We start from the raw sequence: 19,452 nt of genomic DNA, 5'->3' as shown, positions 1-19,452 counted from the left end.
GTCAGTCCATCTTCAGGATGATCTTGCCGAAGATCTGCCGGCTTTCAATCCGCTCCAGCGCGCGGTCGATATCGTCGAAGCCGACTTCCGTGTCGATGACGGGATGAACGAGGCCGCGGCCCATCTTCTGCATGGCGTCGGCCATGTTCTCCATGCGGCAGCCGAAGGAGCCGAAGAGCTTCAGCTGCTGCTGGAAGAGCATCATCAGGTTCATCTCGGTCGAGACGCCCGAGGTCGAGCCGCAGGTGACGAGACGGCCGCCGCGCTTCATGCAGAGCATGGAGCCTGCCCAGGTATCCTTGCCCACATGTTCGAAGACGACGTCGACGCCCTTTTTCTTGGTGAGCTTGCGCACCACGCCTTCGAAACGGTCGGTGCGGTAATTGATGACGTGATCGGCGCCGATCGCCCTAGCCTTCTCGATCTTGTCGTCGGAGCCGACGGTGGTAATGACCGTGCAGCCGATCTTCTTGGCAAGCTGGATCGCCGCCGTGCCGATGCCGGAGCCGCCGGCATGCACGAGGATTGTTTCACCGGGCTCGAGCTTGGCATTGTCGAAGAGCATATGCTCGACCGTGCCGAAGGTGACGGGCGCAAGCGCCGCCCCGATCGCATCGACACCGGGAGGTGCGGGAACCAGCAGGCGCGCCGGCAGGTTCACCTTCTCTTGCGCAAAACCATCGAGATGGAAACCGTGCACGCCGGAAACATGTTCGCAGAGATTGTCGCGGCCCTCACGGCACGGACGGCAGAGGCCGCAGGTGCGCGCACCATAGATCGACACGAGCTGGCCGGGCAGCACATTGGCAACGCCGGGACCGATCGCTTCGACGACGCCGGAGGCTTCCGCACCGATGACGAGCGGCATCTTGCGCTTGGCGAATGCCATGCCGCGCCAGCCCCAGACATCGATATGATTCAGCGCAACCGCCTTGACACGCAACGTCACTTCGCCGGCGGCCGGGGCATCCGGTTCCGGCAGGTCGGTGATCTCGAGTTTGCGGTCATCGATCAGTTGCAAAGCGCGCATGATGTATAATTCTTTCTTCTACTTAAACCGTCGTCTTCTACGTGGGACGTCGTCATCCTCGGGCTTGTCCCGAGGATCCAATCACATCAATCAATGGCACTCGGCAGATCCTCGGGACAAGCCCGAGGATGACGTCAGAAACCACCTAGTCAGAGAGCCAAGGGTCTCTAAGCCGGTTCGAGCGCCATGACAAGGCTGGCATTCTGTCCGCCGAAGCCGAAAGAGTTGGAAAGCACGGCCGAAACCTGCGCTTCCCGCTTCTTGTTCGGCACGACATCGAGAACGATCGACGGGTCCGGATTGTTGTAGTTGATCGTCGGCGGCAGCGTGCCTGATAGCATCGTCTGCAGCGAGAAGACCGCCTCGACCGCACCGGCTGCCGTCAGCGTATGGCCGATCATCGACTTGTTGGACGAGACGGGAATACCAACCAGCTTCTCGCCGAAGACGGCAGACATGGCGCCATATTCCATCTTGTCGTTTTCCGGCGTCGAGGTGCCGTGCGCGTTGATATAGCCGATATCGTCCTCGCTCATGCCGGCATCGGCGAGCGCTGCGCGGATCGTCGCAATCGCCGGGCCTCCATCAGGCGAAGAGCGCGTGCGATGGAAGCTGTCGGCCTTGTCGCCGGCGCCCTTCATGATACCGAGAATCTTAGCGCCGCGGGCAACTGCCGATTCCAGCGATTCCAGCACCAGCGTTGCCGCGCCTTCGGCGATGACGAAACCGTCGCGATCCTTGCTGAAGGGCTTGGAGGCCTTGGTCGGCTGATCGTTCTGGGTCGAGAGGGCAGAGAGCAGCGAGAAGCGGATCAGCGCTTCCGCACTCAGCGAACCATCGGTCGCAACCGTCAGCGCCCGCTCGGTGCGGCCCTGGCGGATCGCCTCGATGCCGAGCTGGATCGCCGTCACACCCGATGCACAAGCCGTCGACAGCGTCACCGGCAGGCCGCGCGTGCCGAAGCGGTCGGACAGACGCTCGGAAATAGCCCCGAAGAGCGCCGCCTCATGAAAGGCCGGATCGGGGCGCTGGCGCATGGCGGCAAGGAACCGCTCATAGGCATCGCCCGGATGGTCGGCCGCCGGCGAGCGGTCGGCAAGCTCGAAACGAGCGCTCCATTCCGGCTCGATCGGCGGGGCCGCGAGGAACAGCGGGCCATTGAAATCGCCGGACAGACCAGCGTCGGCGAGCGCTTCGATCGTCGTCTCGCGTGCAAAGGCATAGGAGCGCTCGACGGCGTTCGGCACGGGAATGTCGATGAAATCGACCGTACCGGCAATGCGCGTCGAAAGTCCGTCCGTGGGGAAGCGGGTGATCTCGTGAATGCCCGATGTGCCGGACGAAAGAGCCGACCAATTATCCCTAAGGCCCTGGCCGAGCGAGGTGATGATGCCCATGCCGGTGACCGCAACGATCGGACGGCCGAGATGATCCCTATAAGCGGACGCTGTCATTTCAGTCACTCCTCACGCTTCTGCGGAAAGAACGGCGACGCCTTCGCCGCGCTGATGCCCAACGGTTGTGACGACGGCGGCTTTCGTGCCGGCCTTCATCGGTGCTTCATGCGCAGCATCGAAAGGCGGAACCTTGGCCTTGGCATCGATGGCGAGCGCTGCGAGCGCGAGGCCGAGCGTGAACTGCGCCTCGAGCGTGTGACCGGAAACGCCGCCGAAACCGCGGATCGCAGCCCCCGGAAGCTGATGCTCCAGAACCGTCTTTTCGCGGGCGGCAATCTCATGCATGCCGGTCGAGCCGGAGAAGATCGCCGTGCTGTCGGCCGGCAGGTCCGCGGCAGGCTTCAGGAGCTGCTCCATGCGCACTTCGAAATTGCCCGCAGCGCGATTGCCGCGATCGCCTTCGACTGCGGCAATCGTCGCATAGATATGCGCGCCGCGCCCTTCGGCGTGCTTGCGCGATTCCAGCACCAGAAAGGCACCGGCAGAACCGGGGATGATGCCGCCGCCCTCAAGGCCGGATCTCGACCAGAGCGGCGCCCATTGGCCGCGCGTATTGGCGCCGATCGCTTCCGTCAGCAGGATCATGTCCTGCCGCTCCGCGGCAAAGGCGCCACCCACGAGCGCATGGGTGGATTCACCCGACTTGATGCGCCAGAAAGCCGTTTCGACGGCCGAAATGCCCGATGCTTCCTCACCCATGAAGGTACGCGAGGAACCGGTGACCTTATGAACGATGGAGATATTGCCGGCAAGCAGGTTGGAAAGCTGGGCTAGGAAAAGCGTCGGGCGCAGCTCCGTCGTCAGCTTTTCGTTCAGCAGCAGCTCGCGGTCGTTGCGCTTCAGGCCCTCGTCGACGATCAGCGTATCGACATTGATGTCGCGCTCGCCGCCGCCGGCCGCCACGATCATGTCCATCGTACCACAGGCTTCGAGATCGTCCTTGAAACCGGCGTCGTCGAGCGCAAGGCCGGCGGTGAAGACGCCGATGCGCTGCCAGTTTTCCATCTGGCGCTGATCGCCGCGCTTGGCGATCTGCTGCGACCAGTCGATCTCGGGAAGCGGATGAACCGGATAGGGCTTGAACTTCTCGGTCTCGACGACCGGATCGGGTGCGCGGTCAGCGGTTAGCAGCGCGATATGCGCATCCTTGCCGACACCCTGACAGGTCACGATGCCGATGCCGGTGATGACGACGTCATTGGCGGCCTTGCTCATTATTTACTCCCCTGGGCGTTGGCCCCCTGCGCAGCGATGGCGGCCATCAGGCCCACCTCTTCAGCACGTTTTCTAACGATATCGCCGAGCGGAATCTCGCTGAAAGGCATGGTGCGCAGTTTCAGCTGCGCATCGCAGACCTTCTTGCCGCCGCTGGTGATCTTTGCCTTGGTGACGGCAAAACCGGAGCCGTCATGTTCGAGGAAAGCCTCGATGTCGAGCACCGCTTCCGGCTCGACGAAGGTGCGCATCTTGGCGCCATCGACCGACATCAGGAAGGGCATGGATGTAAAATCGGTGGCGGCCAGCACCAGCATGCCGGATGCCTGCGCCATGGTTTCGATGAGAAGCACGCCTGGAACGAGCGGCATGCCCGGGAAATGCCCCTCGAAAACGGGGCTCTTGGCCGGCACGACCGAGCGCGCATTAAGCGTGCGCTTCTCAAGGTCCACCGCCTCGACATGGTCAATCATCTGGAAATATTCCAGCAGCATCAGTCTTCTCCGGCGCGACGGACAAAAGCCCGTCGGAAGGCCTACTTAGGAACAAAATCGCCCGGCCGCCATATCAACAGCGGCAGGGCGTGAAAAAAACACGATGACGTTGCTTCAAGCCTTGGCGGCGCGCAACTCGTCGATCTTGGCACAGAGGTTCTTCAGCACGAAATATTCCTCGGTGGAAACCTTGCCCTCGTTGACTTCCTGCGTCCACTTTTCGAGCGGAATCTTGATGCCGAATTCCTTGTCGATGGCGAAAACGATATCGAGGAAGTCGAGGCTGTCGATACCGAGGTCGTCGATCGTGTGGCTTTCCGGCGTGATCGTTGCGCGGTCGATCTCGCTGGTTTCAGCAATGATGTCGGCAACTTTATCGAATGTAGCGGTCACTCGCTCTACCTCTTGGAAATGAAGATTCTCCTCCTCATAGGCAAATCCATTTCAAAAGCCAATGCTTTCGTCCCGGTTGCAAGCCAATTTGGCGGAAAGGTGTTGCCTAAACAGCAATGGAACGGCGCCTTTTGGCCTGCGACAGATAGGCATCGAAGCGCCAGGCGATCACCCGGCTAAAAGCTTTTTCGCCTTCCGCAATCACGAAAACGCCCATCTCGACGCTGAGACGATGCTGATCCTGGGCTGCAATGTGCCCTGCCGCCCATATCGGCGGCTCAGTTTGATCTGGATCAAATAGGCCTCGGGTCGGAATTGATAAACATCAAGACGCAGACGCAAGAAATCGGGATAGATGACGTTGGGGCCGAAGCGTAACACAGACACGCAGGCAATATGGTCGGATCGGGGCATCGAACATGGACATCGCGCGCAGTGAAGATCCTGACATAAGTATTCCGGCGACCTGCCGCGTCTGCGAGGCACGCCAAGGTGTCGTCTGCAGCGCGCTGACGGCTGCCCAACTGCGCGAACTCTGCCGGCATTCGACGCGCCGCAAACTCGATTCCGGCTGCGAGATCGTCGCCCAGGGCGAAGAGGTCTCCTCCTATTCCAACATCATGAATGGCGTCGTGAAGCTCTGCAAGGTGATGTCGGACGGGCGCCAGCAGATCGTCGGCCTGCAATTCGCGCCTGACTTCATCGGCCGCCCCTTCGTGCCGGAGAGCACCCTGTCGGCCGAAGCGGCCACGCCGACGGAAATCTGCGTCATCCCGCGCGGACTGCTCGACCGGATGATATCGGATACGCCGGAGCTGCAGCATAACCTGCATGCCCAGGCGCTGAAGGAACTGGATGCGGCGCGGGAATGGATGCTGACGCTCGGCCGCCGCACGGCCCAGGAAAAGGTCGCAAGCCTTCTCTATCTCGTCGCCACGCACGCAGAGCCGGAAACGACCAGCAGCACGGCTTTCGACCTGCCGCTCTCACGCGCCGAGATCGCCGATTTTCTGGGGCTGACGATCGAAACCGTCAGCCGCCAGATGACGAAACTGCGCAAGCAGGGCGTCATCCGCATCGAGAACAACCGTCATATCGTCGTTCGCGATATGGATGAGCTGGAGCGCCTGGTTACTGCCTGATTTGATTACTGCGTGATCACCACGCGGGTATTGGCAAGGCCGTTTTCCTGCGTCATCGAGAAGAACTGTGCCGCATTGTTCGGATCGAGGCGCACGCAGCCATGCGAGGCCGGCGTCCCGAGCCGCTTGCGGTCGAAAGTGGCATGAACGGCATAACCACCGTTGAAGAACACGGCGAACGGCATCGGCGCATTGTCGTATTTCTTCGAGCGATGATCGCGCGACAGCCACTTGGCACTCCACGAACCGGTCGGCGTGGAATAACCCTTGCGCGCCGTCGAAACCTTCCAGCGATACTTCACCCAACCGTTTTCGGTGACGGTCATCGTCTGCTTGCTGAGGCTGATATTGGCAACCAGCGTGGCCGCCTCGGCGGCAACGGGAGAAAATTGCAGCAATAATACTGCGGTCGCAGCCGCAAAAAACGTCTTCATGGTCGTCCCTCTATCGAACCTTTAAAGGCTTATTGTCGTCAACAAGGGAAGAGACTACAGCAATACTTGTTATTTTGCTTTAAGACGAATGGTAATCACATTTTTAACAGATGAGGGCGAATTGCGGCACGCGATGTCACTCTGGAAAACCGGCCTTGCGGTATCCATCGACGAAATGCGCAAGCGTTGCTGCGTCACGGAACGGTTCCGTTTCGGCCCAATGGCCGATCGAAAATAGCGGATTGGCGACGAGGAACAGGTTGACCTCTGCGCGCGCCTCATCGAGCCGGCCGAGCTGGGCAAGGCCCGCCGCCAGGAAACGGCGTGAGCTTGTACGATAGGTCTCGTCCCGGCGCAGCGTCTCGACAACGGCTTCGTAATCGCGGGCTGCATATTGGGCCTGGCCGAGCGTCAGATAATACCAGCTTGCCGGAAACGGGTTCAGCCGGAACGCCTTGCCGATATGTTGAAGACCCTCGTCGATCCGCCCGGCGAGAACAGCGATATCGGAAAGTGCCGCCCATGTATCGGCCTCGTTCGGATCGAGCGCGATCGCCTTTTCGAATTCTGCATCGGCCTCGGCAAAACTGCGCTCATAGGCCAGCAGATAAGCCAGTACCCAGCGGCAGCCGGCATCGTTGGGATCGAGCGCAACAGCCTTGCGCGCCAATTCCAGGGCCACGCTGCGGTTTTTCTCCGTCGGCCCGCCGCTATGCACCCAGCCCATCCAGTGGTTCAGGGCCAGCCAGCGATGGGCCTCGGCATAATCGGGATCGAGCGAAATTGCCCGCGTCAGCATCAGCTGCGTTTCCCGCGCCGTTTGCGGCGCATCATCCATCAGCGTGCGCGCCCGCACGCAGAGGTCGTAAGCCTCGATGTTCCTGGGCCGATTGCGCGGCGGCGGCGGGCGCAGCCGGCCGAGCAGCGCCTCGACGATCTTGCCGGTGACTTCGTCCTGAACCGCAAAAATATCGTCCAGGCTGCGATCGAAACGCTCCGCCCACAGATGCTCACCCGTGAGTGCATCGACCAGCCGGGCATTGATGCGCACACGCCCGGCAGCGCGCCTTGCGCTGCCGTCCAGCAGGTAGCGCACGCCAAGTTCCCCAGCGATATCACGCACGTCCATCGCCTTTCCCTTATAGGCAAAGGCCGAGTTGCGGGCGATGACGAACAGGCCCGATATGCGCGAAAGATCGGTGATCAGATCCTCGGTCAGGCCATCAGCAAAGAAGTCCCGCTCGGGGTCGCTGCCCACGAAGGGCAGCACCGCAATCGATGGCTTGTCGGGCAGCGGCAGCGATTTTCGCTTCGCTCCGGCAAGCTGCCTGACCGCCCCCGTGAAGCGATAGCCGATACGCGGAACCGTGGAAATCCACTCCCCGTCGTCCTCGGCCGGCCCCAGCAGCTTGCGCAACTGCGCGATCTGGACGGTGAGATTGCCCTCCTCGACCGCCATGCCCGCCCAGGCCGCATCCATCAACTCGGCCTTGCCGAGGATTTCGCCGGGCCGCCGGACGAGCGCGGCAAGCAGTCTGACCCCGCGGTGGCCGACGGCAACGGGATCGTCGTTCCGAAGAAGCGTCCCCGCATCCGGATCAAGCACGAACGGACCAAAGGCAAAACGCGCTCCCTGCATGGCGCGTATCCTAGAGGCTTTCATGCGGGGTTGGAACCGCGCTTGGCATCGAGGAGGCGATCCGTGTAATCCTGCAGCAGATGGTGGCGGCGATACCGAAATAATGACCACCTGAAAATTGAGCGTCGAGGAGGTTCCCATGGTTTTCTGGATAGCAAGTCTGGTTGGACCAGCGATCGCTTATCTCCTCGGCTCCTTACCCACGGGCTATCTGGCTGGAAAACTGCTGGAGGGTATCGATATCCGCGAGCACGGCTCCAGGTCCACCGGAGCAACCAACGTATTGCGAACCCTGGGCAAATGGCCTGCGCTGGCGGTTCTGCTGATCGACGTGCTGAAAGGTGTGGCAGCAGTCGTCTTCGCCCGCTGGTTTTATCTCTGGTTCTCGACAGTCTCGTCAGGCATCCCGCCGGCAGCGTCTGATCTGCAAAGCTTTGAGCCTTGGGCTGTTTGCCTGGCTGGCCTTGGCGTGCTGTTGGGGCATGGCCGTTCGATCTGGCTGAACTTTACGGGAGGCAAGTCGGCTGCGACGGGGCTCGGCGTGTTGCTGGCGATGTCCTGGCCTGTCGGCGTGGGTGCCGCCGTGGTTTTTGGCGTTGCGCTGGCGGCCTTTCGGATTGTTTCCCTGAGTTCGATGCTCGCGGCATTGACGGCCATCGCCCTCGTCTGCGGCCTCGATCAGCCGTTGCCCTATCGGTTGCTGGTGATCGCAGGCGGCCTATACGTCATCCTTCGCCATCGCGCCAATATCCGGCGACTGCTGTCAGGGACGGAGCCACGCCTCGGGCAAAGCAGCCTTTGATCGACCCCATATGTCGCGAGAGAACGCCTGGTTTCACTGCCGGACGATGGCGCCGATCGCGTTGACGAGCAGGCGCGATGCTGTCAGCGCCGACAGGCCGTCAATGTCGGCCGGTGGATAAAGCTCCACGAGGTCGAAGCCGGCAATGCGCGCCCGCCTGCCGAGACCGGCGATCAGGTCGATCACCTGCGTGTAGGTGAGCCCGCCGGGGGTTCGCGCCGCCACGCCCGGCATGATGCCGGGATCAAGGCCATCGCAATCGAGCGTGACGACCACTTGCGCGCCCTCGGGAATATGCAGCAAGGCGGCTTCGACGCCGGCGGCATGGATTTCACGGGCGGTCACGAGGTGGCTGCCATAGCGCAACGCCGCTTCGATCTCGCTCAGGCGCGCGCTGCCGACGCCGCGCATGCCGACCTGCACGATGCCGGCGACATGCGGCATCTCGCTGACCCGTCGCATCGGGTTCGAATAGCCGTAGCGCTCGCCATGGAGCTCGTCGCGCCAGTCGATATGGGCATCGATCTGCAGGACCCAGACCGGTCCGTGATCCGCGAACCCCGCAAGGAAGGGAATGGGTACGGAATCATCGCCGCCGATCAGGATAGGCACAGCCGGCAAGGCCAGGATCTCACGCGTCTTCGCCTCGATCAGCGCCCTGTTGCCTTCATTGTCATGCATTCTGGTCTCGATCTCGCCGGCATCGACGCAGGAGACCGGCCCGCCGGCAAAGAGCGGGCCGCCGAAATCGAAATCCCAATGCTCGATGAGACCGGCATCCTCCTGGCTCGCAGCCCGAATGGCATCGGGGGCGAGCGCATAGCCGCTGCTGTCCTTGCCGGGATAGGTGCTGCCGTGAGCGGCCGAGAAGATCACCGCCTGCGGCGTGCGGCCATCGGCGAGGCGATGGGGAAGGCCGAGAAAGGAAGATGAGGCGGTCATGTCCTTTTGTCCTGATGGGTCACGCCGACACCATCGTATCGGTGGCCAAAAACTCCTCCAGCGCCTTCAGCAATGCCGTCCATCCATGCTTGCGGCCTTCGGCACCGTCGCTTGGCGGAATGACGCACATTTGTTCGGTATAGGTCAGTCGGGTGCCACCGCCGTGGTCCGCAAATGTGACGGTGGCGAGCGACACTGAATGGATTCTCCCGTTCAGCGCCATCGAATAGGCGAAGACGATCCGTTCGCGGTCCGCAATCTCGAAATACCGGGTTTCGTTGGTATGCGTGCCCATATCCGAGATGTGCGTCAGATGCTCGGCCCCGCCTGGCCAGAACTCCAGTTTGGTCATGCCCTGGCCGAGCCACGCTTTCTTCTTTTCCATCAACGCCCAGGCAGACCAGACATGGTCACGGCAATTCGGCAGGACGCGTTCGATCACGATCGTTTCGTGAACTTGCTTTGGATTTGTCATCTCATTGCTCCTGATTAAGAAACGTGGCCAGGCGATCGAGGTTGCCTTCCAAGGCCCGGCGATGCTCGTGCACCCATGACTCGACCCAACCCAGCGCATCCGGCGCGAGACTGACGGTTCGAACCCGACCCAGTTTGACAGATGTTACAAGCTCGGCCTCTTCGAGAACCCGCAGGTGTTTGAGAAAGGAGGGACGCGCCAGGTCAAAGGGTTCGGATAGCTCGGAGACTGACGCAGGCCCCTTCACAAGTCTTTCGACGACTGCGAGCCGCGTCGGATCGGAGAGAGCGCCAAAAATGCGTGGCAGGTTGGGTTCATACGTAGCCATATGGCTACCTAACCACAGGGAGGCCCCACTGTCAACATAGGTAGCCAGATGGATACCTTTCTATACCTTTGGAAATTTTTGAGAACTTTTTGGAGGCGCTTAATTACGGCACTCGCCGCATCCTCCAGACTCCGGCCTCGTTCGAAATCGAAGGTTTTAAACCTTCAAACCTGATGGAGGTTGATCATGAGCGATTGCTGCACTCTTGCATGCGCCTCGCATCGCAGACCGTCGCACAGGCATCATGGCCTGATCGTTCTGCGAAGCGTCATCGTGCGCTGGTTCTGGCGCTTCCGCATCCGCCGGGAGCGGAACCAAAGGTCGAAGATCAGCCCTGCCCTGCTCGATGACATCGGCCTGACGCAGCAACAGGCAGGGTCAGAGGCCACTGGGTTCTTCTGGCGCGTATGAGGCAAATGCCGCGATGACAGACGATCGCCAGTTTCCCCGAACCGCAACAATCGACCGGCTCGCCACGACACTGCCGCAGGGCGCGCGCCTCCCATGGGCCGCGATGACAGGCATCATCGCGACGGTCTCGGTCTTTGCCATGGCGCAGGGCCTGACATATCCACTTCTGAGCTTCATCCTCGAGCGGCAGGGCATCCCATCCGGCCTGATCGGCCTGTCGGCGGCGATGACACCAACCGGCTTCATCGTCTCGGCCCCCTTCATTCCCGCCCTGTCGCGCCGCGTCGGCGCCATCAGGCTTGCCATCCTCTGCTCGATCCTCGCAGCGCTGAGCCTGATCGCCATTGCCGCGATACAAGATATCTGGGCCTGGATGCCGCTGCGCTTCCTGCTCGGCTTCTTCGCCAATCCGCTTTACGTCATCAGCGAGACGTGGCTGCTCGCCATCACGCCCGCAGCGCGCCGGGGCCGCATCATGGGCCTCTATTCCTCGATCGTTTCGGGAGGCTTTGCCATCGGTCCGCTTTCGCTCGGCCTCGCCGGCACCGAGGGCTGGCCGCCCTTCCTGATCGGCATCGCAGCCTTCCTTGCCTGCGGCCTGATCGTGCATGCGGTCACCCCTCGCCTGCCGGCCATGCCGCGAGAAGGCGAAGCCACATCGGTCGGCGGCTTCTTCAAGCTGGCGCCGCTCCTGCTCTTTGCCGTTTTCGTCGCTGCTGGTTTCGAGCAGATCCTGCTCGCGCTCTTCGCCGTCTACGGCGCCGCCCTCGACGGCACCGAACAGCGCATCGCCTCGCTGATCACCTGTTTCATCGCAGGCAATGCCATGCTGCAGATCGTGCTCGGCCGCATCGCCGAAAACCTCGGCTCGCGCCACACCCTGCTCCGCTGCGTCCTCGCCTGCCTCGCCGGCTGCCTGCTTTTACCGGTCGTCTTCGATACCTGGCTCATCTGGCCACTGGTCTTCGTCTGGGGCGGCGTCTCCTTCGGCATCTACACTCTGTCGCTGATCCAGCTCGGCGAGCGCTTCACCGGCCAGTCCCTCATCGCCGGCAACGCCGCCTTCGCCCTGGTCTGGGGCCTCGGCGGCATCGTTGGCTCACCCGCGACTGGCATCGCGATGCAGATGATAGGCCACCAGGGCCTGCCGCTGTCGCTCGGCCTGCTGAGCGGTGCACTGGCGGTATTGCTGATGGCGAAGAAAAGGCTGGGCTGACAGCGAGCCTAAAGCAGGCAGACGAAGGCCACGAAAGCGAGCAGCGTCAGCGCCATGCAGCTCGCCTGGAAAACCAAAATCCCGTCCTCGACATCATCAGCCGTCGCCACATCCCGGCCCGTGCCGTTGATCATCGGCTCGCGCACGACCATACCCGAATAAACACGCGGGCCGGCAAGCTGGAGATCGAGCGCCCCTGCCATCGCCGCTTCCGGGCGGCCGGAATTCGGCGAGCGATGCAGCTTGCCGTCGCGGATGCCGACACGGAAGGATTCGCGGAAGGCCGATGTGCCGCGGCGGATGCCGGCGCCGACGGCGATCAGCAGAATGGAAAGACGAGCGGCCGGCCAGTTGGCGATATCGTCGAGACGGGCCGAAGCCCAGCCGAAATCGACATATTTTTCCGATCGGTGGCCGATCATCGAATCCGCCGTATTCAGCATCTTGTAGAAAAACAGTCCCGGCAGGCCGAAGATCGCATACCAGAGAGCCGGCGCCACCACGCCATCGGAGAAATTCTCCGCCAGGCTCTCGATCGCTGCGCGACAGACGCCCGGCTCATCCAGCGTTTCCGGATCGCGCCCGACGATGCGCGACACCGCCTTGCGCCCGCCGACGAGGCCTTCGGCTTTCAGCGCCGTGGCAACCGCCGCGACATGGTCCGACAGACTCTTCTGCGCCAGGAAGATCGCCACGCAGAAGACTTCGAGCAGGATGCCGACCGGGCCGAAGAGCATGAGGAACCAGTGCAGCACCAGCCCGGTGACCACAGCAAGCGCCGAAAGCGCTGTTATCGCCACCACGCCATTCTGCCGGCGCTGCGCCTTGCTCAGGCTCTCGCGGTTGAAATGCTGGTCGAAATAGCCGATCGCCCGGCCGAAGATCGCAACCGGATGCGGCACCCGCAGCCACAGCCATTGCGGATCGCCGACGATGCGGTCGAGCAGCAGCGCCAGAACCAGCACAAGAAAATGTTCATCCAAACTCATCGCTCAAAGCTCCGAAGGGCCGCAGCCAGTCTCGCGTCATCAGCAGCGCCAGGCGTTAGGCCGAAGCGCAGCCAGTCCGGCGCGTAATCGAACCGGCGGACGAGAATATGATGGCGGCAGAGAGTCGTGTAAACGTCACCGGCTCTGGCGTCGGCAACGAGCGTGAACAGCGGCGTGCCGCCCGCAATGGCAAGGCCGGCGCCGGCAAGAACGGCATGAAGCCCCCGATGGCGCTCTGCAATCGAGCCGGCAATCGCGGAGACATCCGAATTCAGCAGCGAGCCCGCAAGCGACAGCGCCGGCCCCGATACCGCCCAGGGACCGAGCCAGTCCTCGAAGCGAGCGAGAATATCGCCCCGCGCAATGGCAAAGCCGAGCCTCAGTCCTGCAAGCCCGAAGAACTTGCCGAAGGAGCGGAAGATGACGAGGTTCGAAAGCGCCGACGCGCGGAGCGCAAGGCTGGCCTCCGGGCTCGTATCGCCGAAAGCCTCGTCGACCACGAGAAAACCGCCGCCCGCCTTCAGCCGCTCGTGCAGCGCTTCCAGCCTATCGGCCGCGTATATCCGGCCATCCGGATTGTTCGGGTTGACGACTACGGCCAGCCCATGCTCCGGACCGATATCCTCGATATCGCCGACCGCATCGACAGCAAAACCCGCAGCACCAAAGGCCCGCGCATATTCCCCATAGGTCGGCGACAGGATCGCAACTTTTCTGCCCCGCTCGACGAGCCGCGGCAGAAGCTGGATGACCGATTGCGTGCCGGGGACCGGAAGCGGCAGGATCGCGCCACTGCGATAATGATCCCGCGCCGCATGTCGCGCGGTCTCGATCAGATGCCGGTCCGGCAGCCGATGCCAAGCCCCTGCGGGAATCTCCGGCAATGCTGCCGGGTTGGGATTGATGCCGGTCGAAAGATCCAGCCAATCCTCCAACTGGCCGCCGAAGCTTGCTGCCGCCGCGGTGATGCCGCCGCCATGCACGATCGGCGCATTCATGCGGCTGCTCCCGCAAGATCGATCAGATGCATGTAGGAGCCGGCCACCTGCCCGCGCCGCAAGCCGGCTAGGCCGAGATCGTTGCCGAGCGCATCCTGCGTGGCGAAAAGCCGGTCGGCCTCCCCTTCGGAAACGATCGTCGAATAGTGGAATTCATGCGCCGTCATCGGCTTGTCGAAGAAGCCGCTCGCGAGCGGCGTCACGCGCCGGTAGCCGAGATGCCGCTTGCGCGTCTCGTAGCTGGTGACGACCGGCAGCAGGCCGAGCATTTCATGGCGCACGCCTCCCCCGTCGATCAGGCCCTCGCCGAGCACCATGTAGCCGCCGCATTCGCCATAGATGCGCACGCCGCGCGCCGCCGCAGCTTTCATCGCCGCGGCAAAATTCTGCGAGGCCGAAAGCCTGCCGGCATGCAGCTCGGGATAACCGCCCGGAAGATAGATCGCATCGGCACTCTCTGCCGGCGCTTCATCCGCCAGCGGCGAGAAGAAAGAAATCTCTGCCCCGCGCCGCCGCCAGCCGAGCAGCATATGCTCGTAGCAGAAGGCAAAGGCGATATCGCGGGCAACGGCAATGTGCCGGCCGAAGGGCATCAGCCGGGCGATATTGGCAGCCGACGGGCGGTTCATGCCCTGACGCGCGATGCGCAGCAGGAACTCGAAATTGCACTCTTCGGAGACGGCATTGGCGGCATAATCGATGAACGCGTCGAGCGCCGCATGCTCACCCGCCTGTACCAGCCCGAGATGCCGCTCCGGTAGGGCGAGCATCGCATCCTTGCGGATGACGGCGACAACTGGCATGCGGATCGCCTCCAGCGCCTGGCGCAGCATCGCCTCATGCCGGTCGCTGCCGACCTTGTTCAGGATGACGCCGGCAATGCGTACATCGGCGCGGAACCCGGCAAAGCCGCTGACGAGCGGCGCCACCGACTGCGACAGCCGCGAGGCGTCGACCACGAGCACCACGGAAAGCCCGAGCTGTGCGGCGAGTTCTGCCGCCGTGCCGCGCCCGTCCGCAGCGCCGTCGAACAGGCCCATCATGCCCTCGATGAGCAGCACCCGGTCGCCGGAACGGTGCAGCGTCGCATTGGCCGAAATCAGTTCCGGCCGCATGCCCCAGGGATCGAAATTCAGGCAGAGCGTGCCGCTTGCCGCCGCATGAAAGGCCGGGTCGATATAATCAGGCCCGGCCTTGCCGGGCGCCACCGCCACGCCGCGATTGCGCAGCGCCCGAAGCAGCCCGAGTGTCACCGTCGTCTTGCCGGAACCCGAGGATGGTGCGGCGATCAGCAACCCGCTCATGCGCTCTCCCTCCCTTGCCCGCCGGCCTGTCGAAAAGGATCGGGCTGCAGCCGCCGTCCGCCAAGCGCACCAAGCCAGTCGAGCGAGGCCCGCAGCCGCACCACTTCGCCGACGACGACGATCGCCGGCGGCTCCAGCCCGGAGGCGGTAACGGCAACGACCGCTTCGCCAAGTGTCGTTTCCAGCACCTGCTGGTCGCCGGTCGCCGCATTGCAGACGAAGGCGACGGGCTCGGATGCCGGGCGGCCGGATGCAATGAGGTTGGCGCTGATCTGGGCGATATGTTTCATCGCCATATACATGACGATGACAGGCGAACCCTTGCCGATCGCTTCCCAATTGATCGCATCAGGCACAATGCCGGAGGAATCATGACCGGTGAGAAAAGTCACTGCATGATTGATCTCGCGATGCGTCACCGGAATACCGGCATAGGCAAGCCCGCCGATACCGGCAGTAATGCCCGGCACGATGCGGAAGGGGATATTGTGCTCGACCAGCGTCAGGGCCTCTTCCCCGCCGCGTCCGAAGACGAAGGGATCGCCGCCCTTCAGCCGCAACACGCGTTTGCCGGCCCGCGCCAGCTCCACCAGCCTCAGAGAAATATCCCGCTGCTTGGCCGAGGGCTTGCCGCCGCGTTTTCCGGCATATTCGAACTCGGCGCCCGAGCGCGCGAGCTTCAGGCATTCCTCATTCACCAGCGCGTCATGGACAATCACATCGGCCTCGGCGAGCCCCTTGGCAGCAAGGAGGGTCAGCAGGCCGGGATCGCCCGGACCGGCGCCAACGAGCCAGACGCTGCCCGGCTCCAGCGCCGGCAGATGTGAGAATGCGCTATCAATCATCCCGCTGATCTAGGCCCGGCAAGAGGCAAGGTCAACGCCGTCCGCCCCACCTCACTTGAAGTTGCTGAGATCAAGATGACTCACTTTGCAAACAGGTGGATTCGATCTTGCAGGAAAGCGACGCAATGATATGAATATGTTGTAATATTACTCAAGCGGGGCTGCCCGCAGCACCGACCATCGCCAAAGTCGCTCAACTCCTCTTTCGTCATGCTCGGGCCTGTCCCGAGCATCTGCAGCGGCCGCAGCAGACCCTCGGCACAAGGCCGAGGGTGACGCCGCGTGATGCATGCGGCAGTCGTCGATTGAAGTCGCTCACGCGCGCAGAAGCGTCTCGCGGATCAAGCCGATCACTTTTTCCGACTCGATGCCGGTGGCAACGATCTGGCTCGGCAGGTCATCCCAGTGACCCGGTGGGAAGTGGCGGCCATCCGGCTTGATGACCGTTTGGCCATCGGCAATGCCGCCGCAGACAACGCGCACCGTGCCCGTGATCGTCTTGAACAATTCCGGTGCCACGACATAGACGCTGGCGCAGCTGTCATGCACCATCATGCCGTCTTCGACCGCATGCTTGTAGAAGTCGATATAGGACTGCGAAAGTGCGTTGAGCTGCTTGACCGCCTTGTCGCCCTTGGCGGCCATGTCGCCCAGATAGCTGCGACTCATCGTGGTGATCGCCGTGACATCGAGACCGATGACGACGACCTTCCACGGCGCGGTCAGCACGATATCGGCGGCTTCCGGATCGCCGTGAATATTGGCTTCGGCAACCGGCGAGACATTGCCCGGCATATAGAAATTGCCGCCCATGATGACGACGTCCTTCACGAGGCTGGCAATCTCGGGGTCTTCCTTCAGCGCCAGCGCTAGGTTCGTCATGCGGCCGACGGCGACCAGCCTCACTTCGCCCGGATTGGCGCGCACGGTCTCGATGATGAAACGATGCGCCGGACGCGGATCGAGCGGCAGGTCGATGACATCAGGCACCGGCATGTCGCCAAGGCCATTTTCGCCATGCACCATGGTCGGCCACGGACGCTCGTGGCGCGACGGATCGATGGTCACGCTCGCCCCCTTCGCTACGGGGGCGGCAATATCCCATTCCCGCTTCAGGAACAGCGCATTGCGCGTCGTCGTCTCGATCGAGGCATTGCCGAAGACTGTGGTGATACCAATGAGATCGATCTCGGGATGGCGATGCAGGAAAAGCAGCGCCATTGCGTCATCGACGCCCGGGTCCGTGTCATAAATGACCTTGTGCATGTATATCCTCTAGATGTGAATCGCTGGCCTGCCGGACGGCGCCGCGAGATGCCGCCACCATAACGCCCGTCAGGCTTTCTGCAACCCGATGCGGGCGACAGCCGCTGTCGCATGCCGAGATTTGATCTTGCCGAGCGTCAGTTCCGCCTGCGCGCCAAGAGCTGCAAGTGCCGCCGCTTCCGCCACGCCATGGCAGCCGACTCGGGCAAAGACGATCTCGGAGGGATTCCTGAGCCGTGGCGTCTCCGCCTCCAGCCGCGCCGCATCGAAGAACACGGAGGGCACGGCAAAATGCGCCGCAACGGCAAGGATTGCCCGTTCCTCCCTTCGGCTGTCGATCGAAGCGACAGCGGCAAGCCCCGCCCCGCTGATGCCGGCCGCTTCAAGCGCCTCGACAGCCAGCGCCATCACCTCGCCAACCGGAGCCCCGCGCTCGCAGCCAAGCCCAAGCACGTGCCGTCTTGCCTCATCGATGATGATCTCACTCATTCCCGTCAGCCGATTACGCCCCGCCGTGTCCCTGGAGCCATTGCAGCTTGGGACCGGAAATGCAACAAGGCCGCCCGAACGCCCCGCCCCGTGCACTCACCTTGAATGCCCCTCCCGGAATAGCCTCGTGCCTGACATTGCCCTCCATCTGCTTCTGCTGCTTTGTGCGGCTGCCTTCTTTGCCGGTTTCGTCGATTCCATTGCCGGCGGCGGCGGCCTGATCACCGTTCCCGCCATGCTGATCGCCGGCATCCCGCCGCTGCAGACGCTCGGCACCAACAAGGTGCAGTCGCTCTTCGGCGCCGCCTCGGCAACCATCGCCTATGCCCGCAAGGGCCATGTGAAGCTTTCGGAACAATTGCCGATGGCGCTGATGGCCGTCATGGGTGGTTCGCTGGGTGCCGCACTCGCCACGCTCGTTCCCGGCCAGGTGCTGCAGGCCGTCATGCCGGTGCTGCTGGTGGCGATCGCCATCTTCTTCGCCGTCAAACCGAACCTCAACGATTCCGACACGCACCGCCGGATGACGCCCTTCCTCTTCGGCCTGACGCTGGTGCCTGTCATCGGCTTCTATGACGGCGTCTTCGGCCCCGGCACCGGCTCCTTCTTCATGCTGGCTTTCGTCACCCTCGCCGGCTTCGGCATGCTGAAGGCGACGGCCCACACCAAGCTTCTCAATCTCGGCTCGAATTTCGGCGCGCTCGTCGTCTTCGCAAGCTTCGGCGCCACGCTCTGGAAGATCGGCCTTTTGATGGGCGTCTGCCAGTTTCTCGGCGCGCAGCTCGGCTCCCGGCTCGCCATGCGCATCGGCGCAAAACTCATCAAGCCGCTGCTCGTCATCGTCTGCATCGCTTTCGCGATCAAGCTTCTGGCCGATCCGACAAACCCGCTGCGTGTCTGGCTCGGGGGCTAGAACTTGATCTCATCAATCGTGGTGAGCGTCGTCTTGGCCGAAACACCCGGCGCATTGGCAAAGTGCCAGGCGACATACTGCTCGGCATAGGGGTCGGTAGACGACATGCCGTCGACGGGCAGGATGACGTTCATGCCCTTCAGCGCCGCATAGGCCGCCGTATTCAGCACCGCGCCTTCTGATGCCGTGCCGGCCACGATGATGGTCTTGATGTGTTTCTCGCTCAGGATCTTTTCGAGATCGGTGTTGATAAACTTGTTGGCGCCGGCTTGTACGATCGCATCGCCCGCCTTCGGTGCCAGCACGCTGGCTATGTCGGCCTTCGTAGCACCACCGGTGATGCTGTAGATCACGGGCACGCCGCTCTTGCGCGCCTCGTTCATCAGCTTTTCCACCTTCGGAAGCGAGGCGATGCAACGCGGTTTGTTCTTCGTGTTGCATGGCCCTTTGGTCGGGTCCTGCGCGCCGTTGAAATCGAGGAGCAGCAGTGCCGTATCCGACGTATTCACGCTGACCGGCTTCAGCGCCGGTGCTGGCGGCACCTTGATCGTATTCCAGTCATCGATAATAGTCGCCTGCGTCGCGGATGCGCTGAGAAGCGCGATGGCGAATGCGGCTAAGGCTTTGTACCTACGGGTTTTCACCAATGTCTCCTCCGGGGCAAAAGGGT

At 62.6% G+C, this 19,452-nt stretch carries 22 protein-coding genes; 5 read left to right on the top strand and 17 right to left on the bottom strand.

Annotated elements, in window-relative coordinates; translation table 11 throughout:
* Position 1 precedes the first annotated feature (1 nt).
* The 5 genes from FHT87_RS17830 to FHT87_RS17810 all read right to left on the bottom strand — a co-directional run bounded on the left by FHT87_RS17830 (position 2) and on the right by FHT87_RS17810 (position 4,589).
* On the bottom strand, positions 2 to 1,030 hold the full coding sequence (locus FHT87_RS17830) for a zinc-binding dehydrogenase (protein WP_183803667.1): 1,029 nt from the start codon (positions 1,028 to 1,030) through the stop codon (positions 2 to 4).
* 167 nt (positions 1,031 to 1,197) lie between these two features.
* Positions 1,198 to 2,484 (bottom strand): beta-ketoacyl-ACP synthase, encoded by a 1,287-nt coding sequence (locus FHT87_RS17825; protein ID WP_183803664.1) that lies wholly within the window; start codon positions 2,482 to 2,484, stop codon positions 1,198 to 1,200.
* 12 nt (positions 2,485 to 2,496) lie between these two features.
* Complete coding sequence (locus FHT87_RS17820) at positions 2,497 to 3,702, bottom strand: beta-ketoacyl-ACP synthase (protein WP_183736111.1); 1,206 nt, start codon at positions 3,700 to 3,702, stop codon at positions 2,497 to 2,499.
* Positions 3,702 to 4,196, bottom strand: coding sequence for a 3-hydroxyacyl-ACP dehydratase FabZ family protein (locus FHT87_RS17815; RefSeq protein WP_183803661.1), 495 nt, complete (start codon positions 4,194 to 4,196; stop codon positions 3,702 to 3,704). Before FHT87_RS17815 ends, FHT87_RS17820 begins: the two co-directional genes overlap by 1 nt.
* Positions 4,197 to 4,310: 114 nt before the next feature.
* The gene (locus FHT87_RS17810) at positions 4,311 to 4,589 is read right to left on the bottom strand and encodes an acyl carrier protein (RefSeq protein ID WP_007814022.1); all 279 of its coding nucleotides are present in this window, start codon (positions 4,587 to 4,589) and stop codon (positions 4,311 to 4,313) included.
* Positions 4,590 to 5,008: 419 nt separating this feature from the next.
* Between FHT87_RS17810 and FHT87_RS17805 the strand changes: the two genes are divergently transcribed.
* The gene (locus FHT87_RS17805) at positions 5,009 to 5,731 is read left to right on the top strand and encodes a Crp/Fnr family transcriptional regulator (protein WP_183803658.1); all 723 of its coding nucleotides are present in this window, start codon (positions 5,009 to 5,011) and stop codon (positions 5,729 to 5,731) included.
* A 5-nt stretch (positions 5,732 to 5,736) separates the two neighbouring features.
* On the opposite strand, the gene FHT87_RS17800 is transcribed toward FHT87_RS17805, so the two are convergent.
* Together FHT87_RS17800 and FHT87_RS17795 are read right to left on the bottom strand one after the other, a co-directional pair.
* A complete protein-coding gene (locus FHT87_RS17800) occupies positions 5,737 to 6,165 on the bottom strand; it encodes a L,D-transpeptidase (RefSeq protein WP_183803656.1) in 429 nt (142 codons plus the stop codon).
* Positions 6,166 to 6,301: 136 nt separating this feature from the next.
* The gene (locus FHT87_RS17795; RefSeq protein ID WP_183803653.1) at positions 6,302 to 7,804 is read right to left on the bottom strand and encodes a winged helix-turn-helix domain-containing protein; all 1,503 of its coding nucleotides are present in this window, start codon (positions 7,802 to 7,804) and stop codon (positions 6,302 to 6,304) included.
* A gap of 139 nt (positions 7,805 to 7,943) precedes the next feature.
* Between FHT87_RS17795 and plsY the strand changes: the two genes are divergently transcribed.
* Entirely contained in the window at positions 7,944 to 8,606 is a 663-nt protein-coding gene (plsY, locus tag FHT87_RS17790) for a glycerol-3-phosphate 1-O-acyltransferase PlsY (protein ID WP_183803650.1), read from the top strand.
* A gap of 33 nt (positions 8,607 to 8,639) precedes the next feature.
* Here plsY and FHT87_RS17785 read toward each other — a convergent pair whose 3' ends face one another.
* Genes FHT87_RS17785 through FHT87_RS17775 form a run of 3 tightly spaced genes read right to left on the bottom strand, consistent with a single transcriptional unit; the run spans position 8,640 to position 10,351 of the window.
* The gene (locus tag FHT87_RS17785; protein WP_183803647.1) at positions 8,640 to 9,548 is read right to left on the bottom strand and encodes an agmatinase; all 909 of its coding nucleotides are present in this window, start codon (positions 9,546 to 9,548) and stop codon (positions 8,640 to 8,642) included.
* 19 nt (positions 9,549 to 9,567) lie between these two features.
* On the bottom strand, positions 9,568 to 10,023 hold the full coding sequence (locus FHT87_RS17780) for an SRPBCC domain-containing protein (RefSeq protein ID WP_183803644.1): 456 nt from the start codon (positions 10,021 to 10,023) through the stop codon (positions 9,568 to 9,570).
* A 1-nt stretch (position 10,024) separates the two neighbouring features.
* Positions 10,025 to 10,351, bottom strand: coding sequence for a metalloregulator ArsR/SmtB family transcription factor (locus FHT87_RS17775; RefSeq protein ID WP_183803641.1), 327 nt, complete (start codon positions 10,349 to 10,351; stop codon positions 10,025 to 10,027).
* A gap of 68 nt (positions 10,352 to 10,419) precedes the next feature.
* On the opposite strand from FHT87_RS17775, the gene FHT87_RS31035 reads away from it, so the two are divergent.
* Complete coding sequence (locus FHT87_RS31035; RefSeq protein ID WP_210277859.1) at positions 10,420 to 10,701, top strand: hypothetical protein; 282 nt, start codon at positions 10,420 to 10,422, stop codon at positions 10,699 to 10,701.
* Positions 10,702 to 10,775: 74 nt separating this feature from the next.
* On the top strand, positions 10,776 to 11,978 hold the full coding sequence (locus FHT87_RS17770) for an MFS transporter (RefSeq protein ID WP_183803638.1): 1,203 nt from the start codon (positions 10,776 to 10,778) through the stop codon (positions 11,976 to 11,978).
* An 8-nt stretch (positions 11,979 to 11,986) separates the two neighbouring features.
* Here FHT87_RS17770 and cbiB read toward each other — a convergent pair whose 3' ends face one another.
* The 6 genes from cbiB to FHT87_RS17740 all read right to left on the bottom strand — a co-directional run bounded on the left by cbiB (position 11,987) and on the right by FHT87_RS17740 (position 17,869).
* A complete protein-coding gene (gene cbiB / locus FHT87_RS17765) occupies positions 11,987 to 12,967 on the bottom strand; it encodes an adenosylcobinamide-phosphate synthase CbiB (protein ID WP_183803635.1) in 981 nt (326 codons plus the stop codon).
* Positions 12,964 to 13,965, bottom strand: coding sequence for a threonine-phosphate decarboxylase CobD (gene cobD, locus FHT87_RS17760; protein WP_183803632.1), 1,002 nt, complete (start codon positions 13,963 to 13,965; stop codon positions 12,964 to 12,966). The genes cbiB and cobD overlap by 4 nt, the downstream gene beginning before the upstream one ends.
* Positions 13,962 to 15,269 carry a cobyrinate a,c-diamide synthase gene (locus tag FHT87_RS17755; RefSeq protein WP_183803628.1) on the bottom strand — a complete coding sequence of 436 codons (1,308 nt, stop codon included), beginning with the start codon at positions 15,267 to 15,269 and terminating at the stop codon, positions 13,962 to 13,964. Before FHT87_RS17755 ends, cobD begins: the two co-directional genes overlap by 4 nt.
* Positions 15,266 to 16,114 (bottom strand): uroporphyrinogen-III C-methyltransferase, encoded by an 849-nt coding sequence (cobA, locus tag FHT87_RS17750; protein ID WP_183803625.1) that lies wholly within the window; start codon positions 16,112 to 16,114, stop codon positions 15,266 to 15,268. Before cobA ends, FHT87_RS17755 begins: the two co-directional genes overlap by 4 nt.
* Positions 16,115 to 16,429: 315 nt before the next feature.
* Positions 16,430 to 17,380: a nucleoside hydrolase gene (locus tag FHT87_RS17745; RefSeq protein ID WP_183736097.1), complete on the bottom strand. Its 951-nt coding sequence runs from the start codon at positions 17,378 to 17,380 to the stop codon at positions 16,430 to 16,432.
* A 69-nt stretch (positions 17,381 to 17,449) separates the two neighbouring features.
* On the bottom strand, positions 17,450 to 17,869 hold the full coding sequence (locus FHT87_RS17740) for a cobalamin biosynthesis protein (protein ID WP_183736096.1): 420 nt from the start codon (positions 17,867 to 17,869) through the stop codon (positions 17,450 to 17,452).
* A gap of 127 nt (positions 17,870 to 17,996) precedes the next feature.
* On the opposite strand from FHT87_RS17740, the gene FHT87_RS17735 reads away from it, so the two are divergent.
* Complete coding sequence (locus FHT87_RS17735; protein ID WP_183803621.1) at positions 17,997 to 18,782, top strand: TSUP family transporter; 786 nt, start codon at positions 17,997 to 17,999, stop codon at positions 18,780 to 18,782.
* On the opposite strand, the gene FHT87_RS17730 is transcribed toward FHT87_RS17735, so the two are convergent.
* Positions 18,779 to 19,426 (bottom strand): isochorismatase family protein, encoded by a 648-nt coding sequence (locus FHT87_RS17730; RefSeq protein WP_183803618.1) that lies wholly within the window; start codon positions 19,424 to 19,426, stop codon positions 18,779 to 18,781. The genes FHT87_RS17735 and FHT87_RS17730 overlap by 4 nt on opposite strands.
* Between the last annotated feature and the right edge of the window lie 26 nt (positions 19,427 to 19,452).

Origin of the sequence: Rhizobium sp. BK316 (assembly GCF_014193695.1) — a bacterium.
Lineage (GTDB): Bacteria > Pseudomonadota > Alphaproteobacteria > Rhizobiales > Rhizobiaceae > Rhizobium.
Note: the sequence above shows the minus strand (reverse complement) of the source record. Positions and strands in the feature narration are given on the sequence as shown.

Bases quoted from the DNA above. Each gene is read 5' to 3' on its own strand.
- FHT87_RS17830 (WP_183803667.1), bottom strand. From the start codon at position 1,030: ATGCGCGCTTTGCAACTGATCGATGACCGCAAACTCGAGATCACCGAC.
- FHT87_RS17825 (WP_183803664.1), bottom strand. From the start codon at position 2,484: ATGACAGCGTCCGCTTATAGGGATCATCTCGGCCGTCCGATCGTTGCG.
- FHT87_RS17820 (WP_183736111.1), bottom strand. From the start codon at position 3,702: ATGAGCAAGGCCGCCAATGACGTCGTCATCACCGGCATCGGCATCGTG.
- FHT87_RS17815 (WP_183803661.1), bottom strand. From the start codon at position 4,196: ATGCTGCTGGAATATTTCCAGATGATTGACCATGTCGAGGCGGTGGAC.
- FHT87_RS17805 (WP_183803658.1), top strand. From the start codon at position 5,009: ATGGACATCGCGCGCAGTGAAGATCCTGACATAAGTATTCCGGCGACC.
- FHT87_RS17800 (WP_183803656.1), bottom strand. From the start codon at position 6,165: ATGAAGACGTTTTTTGCGGCTGCGACCGCAGTATTATTGCTGCAATTT.
- FHT87_RS17795 (WP_183803653.1), bottom strand. From the start codon at position 7,804: ATGCAGGGAGCGCGTTTTGCCTTTGGTCCGTTCGTGCTTGATCCGGAT.
- plsY (WP_183803650.1), top strand. From the start codon at position 7,944: ATGGTTTTCTGGATAGCAAGTCTGGTTGGACCAGCGATCGCTTATCTC.
- FHT87_RS17785 (WP_183803647.1), bottom strand. From the start codon at position 9,548: ATGACCGCCTCATCTTCCTTTCTCGGCCTTCCCCATCGCCTCGCCGAT.
- FHT87_RS17780 (WP_183803644.1), bottom strand. From the start codon at position 10,023: ATGACAAATCCAAAGCAAGTTCACGAAACGATCGTGATCGAACGCGTC.
- FHT87_RS17775 (WP_183803641.1), bottom strand. From the start codon at position 10,351: ATGGCTACGTATGAACCCAACCTGCCACGCATTTTTGGCGCTCTCTCC.
- FHT87_RS17770 (WP_183803638.1), top strand. From the start codon at position 10,776: ATGACAGACGATCGCCAGTTTCCCCGAACCGCAACAATCGACCGGCTC.
- cbiB (WP_183803635.1), bottom strand. From the start codon at position 12,967: ATGAGTTTGGATGAACATTTTCTTGTGCTGGTTCTGGCGCTGCTGCTC.
- cobD (WP_183803632.1), bottom strand. From the start codon at position 13,965: ATGAATGCGCCGATCGTGCATGGCGGCGGCATCACCGCGGCGGCAGCA.
- FHT87_RS17755 (WP_183803628.1), bottom strand. From the start codon at position 15,269: ATGAGCGGGTTGCTGATCGCCGCACCATCCTCGGGTTCCGGCAAGACG.
- cobA (WP_183803625.1), bottom strand. From the start codon at position 16,114: ATGATTGATAGCGCATTCTCACATCTGCCGGCGCTGGAGCCGGGCAGC.
- FHT87_RS17745 (WP_183736097.1), bottom strand. From the start codon at position 17,380: ATGCACAAGGTCATTTATGACACGGACCCGGGCGTCGATGACGCAATG.
- FHT87_RS17740 (WP_183736096.1), bottom strand. From the start codon at position 17,869: ATGAGTGAGATCATCATCGATGAGGCAAGACGGCACGTGCTTGGGCTT.